Raw genomic sequence first — 13,626 nt, forward strand, 5'->3', positions numbered from 1 at the left:
CTTCCTCATGACCGCTGAAAACACCATCACCGTTCGCGGTGCCAACAAGCATTACGGCGACTTCGCCGCCCTGGACAATATCGACTTCGATGTGCCGAGCGGATCGTTGACGGCGCTACTGGGCCCATCGGGATCAGGCAAGTCGACCCTGCTGCGGTCTATCGCCGGGCTCGACAATCCGGACAGCGGCACCATCACCATCAACGGCCGGGATGTCACCGGTGTCCCGCCGCAGCGTCGCGACATAGGTTTCGTGTTCCAGCATTACGCCGCGTTCAAGCACCTGACCGTGTGGGAGAACGTCGCGTTCGGGCTGAAGATTCGTAAGAAGCCCAAGGCGGAGATCAAGAAGAAGGTCGACGATCTGCTGGAGGTGGTGGGGCTCAGCGGTTTCCACACCCGCTACCCGGCTCAGCTGTCGGGTGGGCAGCGCCAGCGCATGGCGCTCGCGCGTGCGCTGGCGGTTGATCCGCAGGTGCTGCTGTTGGACGAGCCGTTCGGTGCGCTGGACGCCAAGGTGCGTGAGGACCTGCGGGCGTGGCTGCGCCGGCTGCATGACGAGGTGCACGTGACCACCGTGCTGGTGACGCACGACCAGGCCGAGGCGCTGGATGTCGCCGACCGCATCGCGGTGCTGAACAAGGGGCGGATCGAGCAGGTGGGTTCGCCGGAGGATTTGTACGACCGTCCCGCCAATAGCTTCGTGATGTCGTTCCTGGGCCCGGTGGCCAAGCTCAACGGAATCCTGGTTCGCCCACACGATATTCGCGTGGGACGCAACGCGGATCTGGCGCGGGCGGCGGCCGAGGGCACGGGAGAGACCACCGGAGTCACGAAGGCGACCGTCGACCGGGTGGTGTACCTCGGCTTCGAGGTGCGTGTCGAGCTGACCAGCGCGGCGACCGGTGAGCAGTTCACGGCGCAGATCACCCGCGGCGACGCCGAAGCGCTGGGGTTGCGCGAGGGCGATCCGGTGTATGTGCGGGTGACGCGGGTGCCCGATGTCGGTGAGTTGGCCGAGGTCGCGTCTTAGTCCTCCACGCCCGGGAAGTGCACCGGCACGTGCCCGGCTATGAGCGACACATGTCGACCTGTCGGTGGTGGATGCCATCGTGCGTACATGACGGCGAGGGCACGGGTACGCGGTATTGAGCTGCGATATCTGCTGACGTTGTATGTGTACCGGTTCGGCGTAACGACGGTGGCCGAGCTGGTGCAGATGTTGGACCGCAAGGGGTTCGACACCGATGGGCGTGCCTCAAAGGCGGTGTCCGATGCGTTGCGCTGGGAGGTTCGCCGAGGTCGGCTTCATCGTATTGACCGGGGACGTTACGGTCCAGGCGAGCGACTGCCACGCGGCACCGAACACCGGATGCTGCGACGGGAGCAGGCGCTGTTGTCGCTCGTAGCTGGGCACATCGACCCATGGTCCTGACGCGGGCGGGATAGAGAAATGGCCCCCGGATTCCGGAGGCCATTTGGTTGTCGAGTTCTAGTGCTCGTCGTAGTGATCGCCGTGCGGTGCGTGGCGATGCCCGTCGTGGATGTAATCCACGTGATCCTCGTGAGCAACTGCTTCGTGGCCGCAGTCCGGGCCGTGGACGTGGTCGGGATGGCTGTGGGTTTCGTGCTCGGTGCTCGTCATGGGTATGACCGTATCGCAAACATGCGCATATAACAATGAATTGACCCGAAAGGCCACCGTGGCCTGGAGGAGGGTTTATTAGTGAGGCGTCGGAACGGGCGCGGCGATGGCCGACGCGTATCGCTGCACCACGACGTCGGCGACCAGCCGGTCGGCGCCGAGCGGAGCCGCCACCGGCATGTCCAGTTGTGCGGCCTCGGCGCGCACCCGGTCCAACAGCAGACCGGGGGAGAGGAACCACGGCGCCACCACGATGTCCGTGGCGCCGCGGGCCCGTAACGACTCCGCCGCTTCGGCGAGGCTTGTCGGGTCCCCTGTGGCGAACACCGTCGTGGAGATGGGCCACTGGGCCGCCAGTGCACGGGTGCGTGTGTTGGCGGTGGAATCGGACGATCCGACCGCGCTGAGAATGACGCCGGGGTGGGCGATGCCAAGCTCGGTCACCCGTCGCCGGGCGAGCGCCAGCAGCCGATTGTCCGCGCCGAGCACGCACGCCTGCATCACCCGTAGCCGGGCGGGTGCCGCGGACAACACCGTCGGCAGATCGATGCGCGCGTGATAGGCGTCGGACAGCAGCAGTGGTACCACCACCGCGTCACCGCTCAGGTCGCCAAGCACGTCAAGAAGATTCGGTTCGGACAGCTCGAGGAAAGCCAGCCGGACGTCCAGATCCGGCCGTAGCGAGCGCACCTGTCGGACCACTCGGCGCGCATTCTGCGCGAACCGCGCATCGCGGCTCCCGTGCGCGACGGCGACGAGCGTCGGATTACGCACGATTCAGTTCGACGGCGCGCAGGGCATTACCGACCAGCCCAGCCGCCAGCGTGTTACCGCTGGACGGATCGATCAGCAAGAAGCTGCCCGCCGTCCGGTCGTCGACGTACTCATCCACGCTGATGGCCTCGGCCAGTCGAATGCTGATCTGTCCGATGTCGTTGAGTTCCAATGACTCCGGTGCAGGATCGGCGGACAAGTTCTGCTCGTCGAAGCGCTCCACCAGCGCACCGATGATCGCGGGAACCGTACGGGTGCCGTGCTTGAGTAGCAGGCGTGCGCCGGCCTTCAACGGTTTGTCGGCCAGCCAGCACACGGTCCCGTCGAGCTCGGAAACCGGATCCGGCACGTCCAGAGATGCGATCAGGTCTCCCCGCGAGGCGTCCACGTCATCGGCGAGAATCAGGGTGATGCTGCGGCCGGCCTCGGCCACCTCAAGCGGCCCATCGGCGGTGTCGATGCCCGCGACCGTGGTGCGCTGCCCGGCGGGGGAGATCACCACCTCATCGCCCACCCGCACGGCACCCGCGGCCACCTGACCGGCATACCCGCGGTAATCGGGGTACTCGGCGGTGCGCGGGCGGATCACGTATTGGACGGGGAACCGCAGACCGATGGTGCCGGACGCTCCGTCGGATTCACCATGCGCCGGAACCGATTCCAGGTGCTCGATGAGGGTGGGCCCGTTGTAGAAGCCGGTGCGCTCGCTGCGGGTGGCGATATTGTCGCCGTGCAGTGCCGAGACCGGGATCTCGACCACGTTCTCGGGCTTCCAGCCCAACGAGCTGGTCAGCTCGTTGAATTCGGCGCTGATGGCCTCGAAGATGCGGGCGCTGTCGGGCACCAGGTCGATCTTGTTGACCGCCAACACCAGCCGCGGCACACCCAAGAGCGCCAGCACCGCCGCGTGCCGGCGGGTCTGCTCGATGACACCCTTGCGGGCGTCAACCAGCAGGATCACCAGTTGCGCGGTCGAGGCGCCGGACACCGTGTTCCGGGTGTACTGCACGTGGCCCGGGGTGTCGGCGAGGATGAACGAGCGCTTGGGTGTCGCGAAGTAGCGGTACGCCACGTCGATGGTGATGCCCTGCTCGCGTTCGGCGCGCAGCCCGTCGACAAGTAGTGACAGGTCGGGAGTGTCGAGTCCACGCGACTCGGAAGCCTTTGTGACGGCATCGAACTGGTCGATGAGCACCGACTTGGTGTCGTACAGCAGCCGGCCCACCAGAGTGGACTTTCCGTCGTCCACACTGCCGGCGGTGGCAATGCGCAGAAGATCGCTCATGATCAGAAATAACCCTCTCGCTTGCGGTCTTCCATCGCCGCCTCGGACACTCGGTCATCGCCACGGGTGGCGCCGCGTTCGGTGATCCGGGAGGAAGCCACCTCGGCCAGCACCGCATGCACATCGGCGGCGTCGGAGAGCACAGCACCGGTGGTCGAACCGTCGCCGACGGTCCGATAGCGCACCGAAAGTGTCTGCAGCTCTTCACCGTCCCGTGGTCCGCCCCACGGGCCGGGGGTCAGCAGCATGCCGTCGCGGTTGAACACCTCGCGCTCATGCGCGTAGTAGAGGCTGGCCAGCTGCACGTTCTCGCGGGCGATGTAACGCCACACGTCCAGCTCGGTCCAGTTACTGATCGGGAACACCCGGACGTGCTCGCCCGGAGCATGCCGGCCGTTGTACAGGCTCCACAGCTCGGGACGCTGCTTCTTCGGATCCCACTGGCCGAAGGCATTGCGCAGGCTGAAGATTCGCTCCTTGGCGCGCGAACGCTCCTCGTCGCGGCGCCCGCCACCCAGCACCGCGTCGAACTTGTTGTCGGTGATGGCCTCGAGCAGCGGAATCGTCTGCAGGGGATTGCGGATTCCGTCCGGGCGCTCGGTCAGACGGCCGTCGGCCAGGTAATCCTCGACGTTCGAGACCACCAGGCGCAGGTTGTGGCGCTCGACGATCTCGTCGCGGAAGGCCAGCACCTCGGGGAGGTTGTGCCCGGTGTCGACGTGCAACAGCGAAAAAGGCAGGGGTGCCGGCCAAAAGGCCTTGAGTGCGATATGCAGCAGCACCGTCGAATCCTTGCCGCCGGAGAACAACAGCACCGGGCGCTCGAACTCGCCGGCCACCTCGCGGATGATGTGGATCGATTCGGATTCCAGGTCGGTGAGTGTCTCTGTCTGGTTCAACACAGCTTCCGTTCCGATTTCAGTCGTCATGAGGCGTGCAACCCGCATTCTGTCTTGGCAAGGCCCTGCCAGCGTCCGCTTCGTGCGTCGCCGCCGAGTACCGGTTTGGCCGTGCACGGGGCGCAGCCGATCGACGGATACCCCTCGTCCACAAGCGGATTCACCAAGGTTCCGTGTTCATCGATGTACTTCTGCATGTCCTCGTCGGTCCACGCCGCGATCGCATTGATCTTGACCAGCCCGAATGCCTCGTCGAAGCTGATCAACGGCGCGTTGGCGCGGGTCGGTGCGTCGACCCGGCGCAGACCGGTTACCCAGGCCGCGTATCCGGCGAGCGACTTGCGCAGTGGCACCACCTTGCGCAACCGGCAGCATTCGCCCGGATCGCTGGCGAACAGGTCCTTGCCCACCAGCTCGTCCTGCTGCGCGACCGTCTGCTCGGGTGCCACGTTCACCACGTGGATGTCGTACACCGACTCCACCGCGTCGCGGGTGCCGATGGTCTCGGCGAAGTGATATCCGGTGTCCAGGAACAGCACATCCACCCCGGGGCGCACCTGTGCGGCGAGGTCGACAAGAACGGCGTCCTGCATGTTGGAGGCGACGACGTAGTTGCCCCCGAAGTTCTCGTCGGTCCACCGCAGCAGCTCCTCGGCGGAAGCGTCCTGCAATTCGGCGGCGCCGCGTTCGGCCAGCGCGCGCAGCGAATCGAGATCCTTGGTGGTTGTCTCCCGGCTCATCGCAAGTCCGCCTCCTCAGCGCGAACCGCCCACTGCGCGAAGCGCTCTCCGTCGGTGCGCTGCGCGACGAAATTGCGCACCACCCGGTCGATGTAATCGCCGAGCTCGGTGCTGGTGACCTTGTGCTGACGCAACTTGCGGCCGAATCCGCTGTCCAGACCCAGGCTTCCGCCCAGATGCACCTGGAAGCCTTCCACGCTGTTCCCGTTTCCGTCGTCGACCATCTGGCCCTTGAATCCGATGTCGGCGGTCTGGGACCGTGCGCACGAGTTGGGGCAGCCATTCATGTTGATGGTGACGGGCGTATCGATCTGGGCGTTCAGATCATCGAGCCGCTTCTCCAGCTCGGGAACCAAACTCTGGGCCCGCACCCGGGTTTCGGTGAAGGACAACTTGCAGTACTCAATGCCGGTGCAGGCCAACAGGTTCTTGCGCCAATGCGAGGGCCGGGACGGCAGCCCCAGCGCGTTGAGTCCGGCCTCGAGCGCAGGCAGCTCGTCATCACTGACGTCCAGAATGATCAGCTTCTGGTGCGGGGTCAGGGCCACCCGGTTGGAGCCCGCCTTCTCGGCCAGGTCGGCGATCGCCGACAGAATGGTGCCGGAGACCCGCCCGGCGATGGCCGAAATGCCGATGGCGTTGAGCCCGTTCTTGAGTCGCTGCACACCGACGTGATCGATCGGGTGCGTGGGGGGAACGGGCGCGGGCCCGTCGATCAGCGGCCGCTTTAGGTACTCGGTCTCGAGAATTTCCCTGAACTTCGCCACGCCCCAGTCCTTGACCAGGAACTTCAGCCGGGCCTTGGAACGCAGGCGGCGGTAGCCGTAGTCGCGGAAGATTCCGACGACGCCCTCCCATACGTCGGGCACCTCGTCCAGGGGCACCCACGCACCGAGGCGCTGGGCCAGCATCGGGTTGGTCGACAGGCCACCGCCCACCCATATGTCCAGACCGGGGCCGTGCTCGGGATGCACCACACCGACGAACGCGACGTCGTTGATCTCGTGCACCACGTCCTGCAGGCCGGAGATCGCCGTCTTGAACTTGCGGGGGAGGTTCGCGTACTCCTTGTTGCCGATGTAGCGGCGGGTGATCTCGTCGATTGCCCACGTCGGGTCGAGCACCTCGTCCAGGGACTCGCCTGCCAGCGGCGACCCGAGGATCACGCGGGGGCAGTCACCGCAGGCCTGGGTCGTGTAGAGGCCGACCTCGTCCAGCCGCCGCCAGATCTCGGGCATGTCCTCCACCCGGATCCAGTGGTACTGCACGTTCTGGCGGTCCGAGATGTCCGCGGTGTCGCGGGCGTACTGAGTGGACAGCTCGCCGATGGTGCGCAGCGCCTGCGTGGTCAGCGCGCCGCCGTCGCAACGCACCCGCAGCATGAAGTGGTCGTCCTCGAGCATGTCGGTGTTGTCGTCACCCGTCCAGGTGCCGTCGTAACCCTGCTTGCGCTGTGTGTACAGACCCCACCACCGGAAGCGGCCACGCAGATCGGCCTTGTCGATGCTGTCGAAACCCTGCTTGGAGTAAATGGTTTCGATGCGCTCGCGCACATTGAGCGGATGGTCGTCCTTCTTGACCTGCTCGTTGGAGTTGAGCGGCTCGAGCTCGCCCAGGGCCCACTGGCCCTCACTGCGTTGCTGCTTGGGGCGAGCGGGCCGGGTCTCGCTGGTTGTCATGGTGCTCCTAACGAAGGCAGGCACAGTCGTGGGCGACACACCGGGGGCTGACCGGAGGCGCAGATCCTCACGACCGTTCGGGTGGCTGGTGGTAGGACGGGGCCAAATACGTCAGTAAGGGAGACAACACGCGCTACAGACACGCTTCAGGTCGATATGCCGCCGCGCGACAAGAGGAACCTGATGTGTGCTCACGGTGCCAATTGTGCCATGTAACGGCAGGACCCCACGCCACCGGGGCGTAATTCCGCTCATTGTGAGCAAAACCTCCATCCGGTCTGGAGGATTCCCGCCACCAACCACACAGATTTTCACTCCCGCCGTCCCTGGCACACACTTGACGGGTGAGGCCCGACGTGACTGCCACTCTGCCGCCCCTGGTGCCGGCGCCCGGGCGTCCGTTCGGGATCTACGTGCATGTGCCGTTCTGCGCCACACGCTGCGGGTATTGCGATTTCAACACCTACACCGCCGACGAGCTGGGCGAGGGAACCTCGCCCGCCGGCTGGCTGGAGGCCTTGCGTGCCGAGCTGGAGTTGGCGGCGCGAACCCTGGCGGGGAATCCGCCGGTAGAGACGGTGTTCGTCGGGGGCGGTACGCCGTCCCTGCTGGGTGGTTCCGGGCTCGCCGAGGTGCTCGATGCGATCGGCGCACATTTCGTGCTGGCACCCGGGGCCGAGGTCACCACGGAGGCCAATCCCGAGTCCACCTCACCGGCTTTCTTCGACACCATCCGCGCGGCCGGGTACACCCGTGTCTCGTTGGGCATGCAGTCCGCGGCCCCGCACGTGCTGGCAACCCTGGATCGCGTGCACGCGCCGGGACGGGCGGTGGCGGCGGCGCGGGAGGCTCGCGCGGCCGGACTGGGGCACGTCAACCTGGACCTCATCTACGGCACCCCCGGTGAGACCGACGACGACCTGCGCCGGTCCATCGCCGCCGTGCTCGAGGCCGGGGTTGATCACGTGTCGGCATATGCGCTGGTGGTCGAGGAGGGCACTGCCCTGGCGCGGCGCGTGCGCCGCGGTGAGCTGCCCAATCCCGACGAGGACGCGCTGGCCGACCGTTACCAGCTGCTGGATGCCGCGCTCACCGAGGCCGGGCTGGACTGGTACGAGGTCTCCAACTGGGCGCGGCCCGGCGGGCAATGCCGTCACAACCTCGGTTACTGGGCGGGTGGTGACTGGTGGGGCGCCGGTCCGGGGGCCCATGGGCACGTCAACGGGGTGCGGTGGTGGAACGTCAAGCACCCCAACACCTATGCCAGACGGCTACTAGGGGAAGGGCAGCTGCCAGTCGGTGGCCACGAGATCCTCAGCCCGGTAGAGCGGCACACCGAGGAGGTGCTGCTGGCGGTCCGGCTCAACACCGGAATCGCGTTGACGGACTTGACTATCGAAGAACGGGGCCGCGTTCCGGCGGTGGTGGATCGCGGGCTGGGCCGGCTCGTGGACGAGCGGCTGGTGCTCACCGATCAGGGACGACTGCTGGCCGACGGCGTGGTCCGCGCGATCCTGGACTAGCCGGCGGTTAGACCACCCGCAGCTGATCCATGTCGAAGACCCTGGCGTGCAACACAACTCGATTGCGTAGCGCGGCCCGCACGGCCCGGTGCAGGCCGTCTTCGAGGTAGATGACGCCCTGCCATTTCACGGCATGCGGGAATAGGTCTCCGTAGAACGTGGAGTCCTCGCTGAGTAGACGGTCCAGGGCGAGCACCGTGGTGGTGGTGACCAGCTCGTCGAGCCGGATCTGCCGGGGCGGGATGCGTGACCAATCCCGGGTGGAGAGTCCGTGTTCTGGATACGGCTTCCCCTCGCGTACACCCTTGAAGATCATCGGTGACGGGCCTCCATAACACCTGAGATTAGCGTGGACGGCTATGGCGGCGGGGCGGAGCGGCCTGGCCCCGTAAAATAAAGGGCAAAATCACGCCCGAGGGAGGTGACCATGGCAAGTGCGGATGACCGGCGTTTCGAGGTGCTGCGCGCCATCGTCGCCGACTACGTCACCACCAAGGAGCCCATCGGCTCCAAGGCCCTGGTCGACAGGCACGGCCTGGGCGTTTCCAGCGCCACCGTCCGCAACGATATGGCCGTGCTGGAGGCCGAGGGTTACATCGCCCAGCCGCACACCAGCTCGGGGCGCGTTCCCACGGAAAAGGGCTACCGCGAATTCGTCAACCGGCTCGAGGACGTCAAGCCTCTCTCGGGCGCCGAGCGCAAGGCCATCCTGAACTTCCTGGAGGGTGGCGTCGACCTCGATGACGTGCTGCGCCGGGCGGTGCGGCTGCTGGCGCAGATGACCCGTCAGGTCGCCGTCGTGCAATATCCGACACTGTCCTCGTCCAGTGTGCGTCATCTGGAAGTGGTGTCGCTGAGCCCGGCCCGGCTACTTCTGGTGGTCATCACCGACACCGGGCGCGTCGATCAGCGCATCGTCGAGCTGGGCGATGTGATCAACGATGAGCAACTTGGCCGCCTACGAGTGTTGCTCGGTGCGGCATTGGACGGCAAGAAGCTGTCCGCGGCCTCGGTGGCCGTGGCCGAGCTCGCCGAGCAGTCCGACGACGATCTGCGTGATCCGATCACCCGGGCGGCCACCGTCCTGGTGGAGACGCTCGTCGAACATCATGAGGAACGACTGCTGCTAGGTGGTACGGCCAACCTGACCCGCAACGCCGCCGACTTCGGTGGGCAGCTGCGCACCGTGCTGGAGGCGCTGGAGGAGCAGGTCGTGGTGCTGCGCTTGCTCGCCGCGCAACAGGAGGCGGGCCGGGTGACCGTGCACATCGGCCACGAAACCGCGGCCGAACAGATGATTGGCACCTCCGTCGTCTCTACCCCGTATGGTGCGGGCGGAGCGGTTTTCGGCGGCATGGGTGTGCTGGGGCCCACACGGATGGACTACCCGGGAACCATCGCGAATGTTGCGGCGGTTGCCATGTATATCGGCGAAGTGCTAGCTAATCGCTAGCAGCATGTGAAGTAGACAGATACCAACGGAGCGAGATCAACACAGTGGCGCGTGATTACTACGGCATCCTCGGGGTGAGCAAGGGTGCCAGCGACAGCGAGCTCAAGCGGGCCTATCGCAAGCTCGCCCGCGAGCTGCACCCCGACATCAACCCCGATGAGCAGGCGCAGGCCCGGTTCAAAGAGGTCAGCATCGCCTACGAGGTGCTGACCGACCCCGAGAAGCGGCGCGTGGTCGACCTCGGAGGCGACCCGCTGGAGAACGGCGGCGGTGGCAACGGGTTCGGCGGCTTCGGTTCGGGCTTCGGCGGCCTGGGCGACGTGTTCGAGGCATTCTTCGGCGGATCGGCGGGCGGATCACGCGGTCCGCGTGGCCGGGTGCAGCCCGGGGCCGACTCCCTGCTACGGATGCGCCTGGACCTGGTGGAATGCGCGACGGGCGTCAGCAAGCAGGTGACCGTCGACACCGCCATCCTGTGCGACGGGTGCGCCGGTAAGGGCACGCACGGAAACTCGGCACCGAGCGCCTGCGAGACCTGCGGCGGCCGTGGCGAGGTGCAGACCGTCCAGCGTTCACTGCTCGGTCAGGTACTGACATCGCGTCCCTGCCCGACCTGCCAGGGTGCCGGTGAGGTCATCACCGACCCCTGCCACAAATGTGGCGGCGACGGCCGCGTGCGGGCGCGCCGGGAGATCACCGTCAAGATCCCGGCCGGTGTCGGCGATGGGATGAGGGTGCGGTTGGCGGCCCAGGGCGAGGTCGGTCCCGGGGGCGGCCCGGCTGGCGACCTGTACGTCGAGGTGCACGAGAAGCCACACGATGTCTTCATTCGCGACGGCGACGACCTGCACTTCACGGTGCGTGTCCCGATGGTCGAGGCGGCGCTGGGCACCAGCGTCTCCGTGGAGGCCATCCTGGACGGCGACACCGTCATCAAGGTCGAGCCGGGCTCGCAGCCCGGGTCGGTGGTGACACTGCGTGGCAAGGGCATGCCCCATTTGCGCACGGGCGTGCGCGGCAACCTGCACGCTCACCTCGACGTCGTGGTGCCGACCCGGCTGGACTCCAAGGAACGCGAGCTGTTGAAGGACTTCAGGGCTCGCAACAAGGAAGGTGCCGAGGTCGTGTGGGCCGAGTCGGCCTCCGGCGGGGTGTTCTCGCGGCTGCGCGAGGCCTTCACGGGGCGGTAGATGGCGGCAGCCACGATCTTCTACGTTCCGCGGGTTCCCTCAGCCGGGGAGCAGGTGCTGCTCGACGGGGATGAGGGCCACCACGCGGCGCGGGTGTTGCGCATGCGAGTCGGCGAGCCTGTGATGGTGTGCGACGGTGCCGGTGAGGTCGGGGACGGCGTCGTTGCGTCCGTTGACCGCACCGGCCTCGCAATCGAGGTGACCGGGCGCTGGAGTGTTGCCGCCGTTAACCCCAAAGTGACTGTGGTGCAGGCACTTCCTAAATCGGATCGCTCCGATCTGGCGGTCGATCTGGCGGTAGAGGCTGGTGCCGATGAAGTGATCCCGTGGCAGGCGCAGCGGTGCGTGTCGCGCTGGGATGCGCACAAGGCAGAAAAGGGCCGGCGCCGCTGGGAAGCCGTCGCCCAGGCAGCATCGCGGCAATCTCGCCGGGCCCACGTGCCATCGGTGCCCGAGCTGCACTCGACGGCGCAGCTGGCTGAGCTGGTGGGTGCCCGCGCGGCGGGCGGAGCCGTCGTGCTGGTGCTGCACGAATCGGCGGAATCGGGTCTCGGCGCCCTGGGAGCGCGGCTCTCGTCGGCGTCGTCGGTGGTGTTGATCGTGGGCCCCGAAGGCGGTGTCGCGGACGAGGAGCTGCGGATTTTGGCGGACGCCGGTGCCGCTCCGGTGCGGTTGGGGCCGACGGTGCTGCGTACCTCCAGTGCCGCCGCCGTCGCACTGGGCGCGCTCGGGGTGCTGACGGATCGCTGGGCCGCCGGCCCGCTGGTGCACCGGTGAGCGCTAATCGCGTGGAGGCCGACGGTTGCCGGCGGTAAACTCAAAGCAACTTCACAACCCAAGAAAGCAGGCGACCTTAACCACGTGACGAGCCGAGAAGAAGGTGCCGCTGTGCCGTCTGTGTCTACTGCGGACGTACGCAGCAGCGTCGAGATTCCGAACGATCTCATCATGGGCCTGTTGGGGTCAGCTGATGAAAACCTGCGAGAGCTTGAGGACGTCCTTCCTGCCGATGTCCACGCCCGCGGTAACACCATCACCTTCACCGGTGTGCCCGCGGAGGTGGCGCTTGCCGAGCGGGTGATTTCGGAGCTGATCGTGATTGCCCGCCGGGGGCAGCAGCTCACGCCGTCGACCGTCCGGCACACGGTGGCGATGCTGACCGGCGATGGGGACGAGTCGCCTGCCGAGGTGCTGAGCCTGGACATCCTGTCCCGGCGCGGCAAGACGATCCGCCCAAAGACGTTGAACCAGAAGCGTTATGTGGACGCGATCGATGCCAACACCATCGTGTTCGGGATCGGCCCGGCCGGCACCGGCAAGACGTACCTGGCAATGGCCAAGGCGGTCAACGCCTTACAGAGCAAGCAGGTCACCCGCATCATCCTCACGCGGCCGGCGGTGGAAGCCGGGGAGCGGCTGGGATTCCTGCCCGGCACGCTGAGCGAGAAGATCGACCCGTATCTGCGCCCGCTGTACGACGCGCTGCACGACATGATGGATCCGGAATTGATTCCCAAGCTGATGGATGCTGGGGTCATTGAGGTCGCCCCGCTGGCCTACATGCGCGGTCGGACCATCAACGACGCGTTCATCATTCTCGACGAGGCGCAGAACACCACCGCCGAGCAGATGAAGATGTTCCTCACCCGGCTTGGCTTCGGTTCCAAGATCGTGGTGACCGGTGATATCACTCAGGTCGACCTGCCCGGAAACGCCCGTTCAGGACTGCGCGCGGCCATGGATATTCTCGGCAACATCGAGGGAATTCACTTCTCGGAGTTGACCAGTGCCGATGTGGTGCGCCACCGGCTGGTATCGGAGATCGTGGATGCCTACGCGCGTTTCGAGGACTCAGATTTGACGGGTAATCGCGCGCAGCGGCGCGCGTCGGGAAATCGGAGCCGGCACCGATGAGCATTGAGGTAGTCAACGAGTCGGGTATCGACGTTGCCGAGGGCGAGTTGGTCAGCGTCGCACGGTTCGCCATCGCGGCCATGGACGTGCATCCGGCGGCCGAGCTGTCGATGATGCTCGTCGACCTGGCGGCGATGGCCGACCTGCACATGCGGTGGATGGATCTGCCCGGTCCCACCGATGTGATGTCGTTCCCGATGGACGAGTTGGAGCCCGGCGGGCGTCCCGACGCGCCCGAGCCGGGGCCGTCGATGCTCGGCGACATCGTGCTGTGCCCGCAGTTCGCGGCCGAACAGGCCGAGGCGGCCGGGCATTCGCTGGCGCATGAGCTGGCACTGCTGACGGTGCACGGTGTGCTGCATCTACTCGGTTACGACCACGCCGAGCCCGAGGAAGAGCGCGAGATGTTCGCGCTGCAGAACCAGCTGCTGCAGGACTGGTACGAGCAGCAGGCGCAGCTGTACCGAGATAGCCGTCTGCTCGACAAATCGCGCAACTTCGACGAGTGATGAGCGTCTTGCGCG

General features: G+C 66.4%; 16 protein-coding genes. 8 read left to right on the forward strand and 8 right to left on the reverse strand.

The window, feature by feature from the left end:
* The first annotated feature begins 7 nt into the window (after positions 1 to 7).
* Both MAB_RS08535 and MAB_RS08540 read left to right on the forward strand, forming a co-directional pair.
* On the forward strand, positions 8 to 1,033 hold the full coding sequence (locus tag MAB_RS08535) for a sulfate/molybdate ABC transporter ATP-binding protein (RefSeq protein ID WP_005060315.1): 1,026 nt from the start codon (positions 8 to 10) through the stop codon (positions 1,031 to 1,033).
* An 87-nt stretch (positions 1,034 to 1,120) separates the two neighbouring features.
* Positions 1,121 to 1,435, forward strand: coding sequence for a hypothetical protein (locus tag MAB_RS08540; RefSeq protein ID WP_005110193.1), 315 nt, complete (start codon positions 1,121 to 1,123; stop codon positions 1,433 to 1,435).
* Positions 1,436 to 1,492: 57 nt separating this feature from the next.
* Here the strand turns inward: MAB_RS08540 and MAB_RS25380 are convergent, their stop codons facing one another.
* The 7 genes from MAB_RS25380 to MAB_RS25470 all read right to left on the reverse strand — a co-directional run bounded on the left by MAB_RS25380 (position 1,493) and on the right by MAB_RS25470 (position 7,295).
* Complete coding sequence (locus MAB_RS25380; protein ID WP_005093161.1) at positions 1,493 to 1,645, reverse strand: hypothetical protein; 153 nt, start codon at positions 1,643 to 1,645, stop codon at positions 1,493 to 1,495.
* A gap of 78 nt (positions 1,646 to 1,723) precedes the next feature.
* Positions 1,724 to 2,419, reverse strand: a complete 696-nt coding sequence (locus MAB_RS08550) for a sirohydrochlorin chelatase (RefSeq protein WP_005084991.1) — start codon at positions 2,417 to 2,419, stop codon at positions 1,724 to 1,726.
* Positions 2,412 to 3,704 (reverse strand): sulfate adenylyltransferase subunit 1, encoded by a 1,293-nt coding sequence (locus tag MAB_RS08555; RefSeq protein WP_005110195.1) that lies wholly within the window; start codon positions 3,702 to 3,704, stop codon positions 2,412 to 2,414. The genes MAB_RS08550 and MAB_RS08555 overlap by 8 nt, the downstream gene beginning before the upstream one ends.
* 2 nt (positions 3,705 to 3,706) lie before the next feature.
* Complete coding sequence (gene cysD, locus MAB_RS08560; RefSeq protein WP_005060324.1) at positions 3,707 to 4,633, reverse strand: sulfate adenylyltransferase subunit CysD; 927 nt, start codon at positions 4,631 to 4,633, stop codon at positions 3,707 to 3,709.
* Positions 4,630 to 5,343: a phosphoadenylyl-sulfate reductase gene (locus tag MAB_RS08565; protein WP_005084994.1), complete on the reverse strand. Its 714-nt coding sequence runs from the start codon at positions 5,341 to 5,343 to the stop codon at positions 4,630 to 4,632. Before MAB_RS08565 ends, cysD begins: the two co-directional genes overlap by 4 nt.
* Positions 5,340 to 7,022 (reverse strand): nitrite/sulfite reductase, encoded by a 1,683-nt coding sequence (locus MAB_RS08570; RefSeq protein WP_005084995.1) that lies wholly within the window; start codon positions 7,020 to 7,022, stop codon positions 5,340 to 5,342. The genes MAB_RS08565 and MAB_RS08570 overlap by 4 nt, the downstream gene beginning before the upstream one ends.
* Positions 7,023 to 7,133: 111 nt before the next feature.
* A complete protein-coding gene (locus MAB_RS25470) occupies positions 7,134 to 7,295 on the reverse strand; it encodes an Ms4527A family Cys-rich leader peptide (RefSeq protein ID WP_350494468.1) in 162 nt (53 codons plus the stop codon).
* An 83-nt stretch (positions 7,296 to 7,378) separates the two neighbouring features.
* Here MAB_RS25470 and hemW point away from each other — a divergent pair, with 83 nt between their 5' ends.
* Positions 7,379 to 8,545 carry a radical SAM family heme chaperone HemW gene (gene hemW, locus MAB_RS08575; RefSeq protein WP_005087641.1) on the forward strand — a complete coding sequence of 389 codons (1,167 nt, stop codon included), beginning with the start codon at positions 7,379 to 7,381 and terminating at the stop codon, positions 8,543 to 8,545.
* Positions 8,546 to 8,552: 7 nt separating this feature from the next.
* On the opposite strand, the gene MAB_RS08580 is transcribed toward hemW, so the two are convergent.
* Positions 8,553 to 8,861 (reverse strand): type II toxin-antitoxin system VapB family antitoxin, encoded by a 309-nt coding sequence (locus MAB_RS08580; protein ID WP_005060335.1) that lies wholly within the window; start codon positions 8,859 to 8,861, stop codon positions 8,553 to 8,555.
* A 111-nt stretch (positions 8,862 to 8,972) separates the two neighbouring features.
* Here MAB_RS08580 and hrcA point away from each other — a divergent pair, with 111 nt between their 5' ends.
* From hrcA to ybeY, 5 genes are all read left to right on the forward strand, one after another.
* The gene (gene hrcA, locus MAB_RS08585; protein ID WP_005060339.1) at positions 8,973 to 9,998 is read left to right on the forward strand and encodes a heat-inducible transcriptional repressor HrcA; all 1,026 of its coding nucleotides are present in this window, start codon (positions 8,973 to 8,975) and stop codon (positions 9,996 to 9,998) included.
* Between the two features lie 44 nt (positions 9,999 to 10,042).
* Positions 10,043 to 11,188, forward strand: coding sequence for a molecular chaperone DnaJ (dnaJ, locus tag MAB_RS08590; protein ID WP_005074629.1), 1,146 nt, complete (start codon positions 10,043 to 10,045; stop codon positions 11,186 to 11,188).
* On the forward strand, positions 11,189 to 11,965 hold the full coding sequence (locus MAB_RS08595; protein ID WP_005110198.1) for a 16S rRNA (uracil(1498)-N(3))-methyltransferase: 777 nt from the start codon (positions 11,189 to 11,191) through the stop codon (positions 11,963 to 11,965).
* Between the two features lie 84 nt (positions 11,966 to 12,049).
* Positions 12,050 to 13,102, forward strand: coding sequence for a PhoH family protein (locus MAB_RS08600; RefSeq protein WP_005110199.1), 1,053 nt, complete (start codon positions 12,050 to 12,052; stop codon positions 13,100 to 13,102).
* Positions 13,099 to 13,611 carry an rRNA maturation RNase YbeY gene (gene ybeY / locus MAB_RS08605; RefSeq protein ID WP_005060346.1) on the forward strand — a complete coding sequence of 171 codons (513 nt, stop codon included), beginning with the start codon at positions 13,099 to 13,101 and terminating at the stop codon, positions 13,609 to 13,611. The genes MAB_RS08600 and ybeY overlap by 4 nt, the downstream gene beginning before the upstream one ends.
* The last annotated feature ends 15 nt before the right edge of the window (positions 13,612 to 13,626 follow it).

The sequence above is a fragment of the Mycobacteroides abscessus ATCC 19977 genome (assembly GCF_000069185.1).
Classification (GTDB): Bacteria; Actinomycetota; Actinomycetes; order Mycobacteriales; family Mycobacteriaceae; genus Mycobacterium; species Mycobacterium abscessus.

What these genes read in the sequence shown, in the direction of transcription:
- MAB_RS08535 (WP_005060315.1), top strand. Translation starts at nt 8, where the DNA reads ATGACCGCTGAAAACACCATCACCGTTCGCGGTGCCAACAAGCATTAC.
- MAB_RS08540 (WP_005110193.1), top strand. Translation starts at nt 1,121, where the DNA reads ATGACGGCGAGGGCACGGGTACGCGGTATTGAGCTGCGATATCTGCTG.
- MAB_RS25380 (WP_005093161.1), bottom strand. Translation starts at nt 1,645, where the DNA reads ATGACGAGCACCGAGCACGAAACCCACAGCCATCCCGACCACGTCCAC.
- MAB_RS08555 (WP_005110195.1), bottom strand. Translation starts at nt 3,704, where the DNA reads ATGAGCGATCTTCTGCGCATTGCCACCGCCGGCAGTGTGGACGACGGA.
- cysD (WP_005060324.1), bottom strand. Translation starts at nt 4,633, where the DNA reads ATGACGACTGAAATCGGAACGGAAGCTGTGTTGAACCAGACAGAGACA.
- MAB_RS08565 (WP_005084994.1), bottom strand. Translation starts at nt 5,343, where the DNA reads ATGAGCCGGGAGACAACCACCAAGGATCTCGATTCGCTGCGCGCGCTG.
- MAB_RS08570 (WP_005084995.1), bottom strand. Translation starts at nt 7,022, where the DNA reads ATGACAACCAGCGAGACCCGGCCCGCTCGCCCCAAGCAGCAACGCAGT.
- MAB_RS25470 (WP_350494468.1), bottom strand. Translation starts at nt 7,295, where the DNA reads ATGGAGGTTTTGCTCACAATGAGCGGAATTACGCCCCGGTGGCGTGGG.
- MAB_RS08580 (WP_005060335.1), bottom strand. Translation starts at nt 8,861, where the DNA reads ATGATCTTCAAGGGTGTACGCGAGGGGAAGCCGTATCCAGAACACGGA.
- hrcA (WP_005060339.1), top strand. Translation starts at nt 8,973, where the DNA reads ATGGCAAGTGCGGATGACCGGCGTTTCGAGGTGCTGCGCGCCATCGTC.
- MAB_RS08595 (WP_005110198.1), top strand. Translation starts at nt 11,189, where the DNA reads ATGGCGGCAGCCACGATCTTCTACGTTCCGCGGGTTCCCTCAGCCGGG.
- ybeY (WP_005060346.1), top strand. Translation starts at nt 13,099, where the DNA reads ATGAGCATTGAGGTAGTCAACGAGTCGGGTATCGACGTTGCCGAGGGC.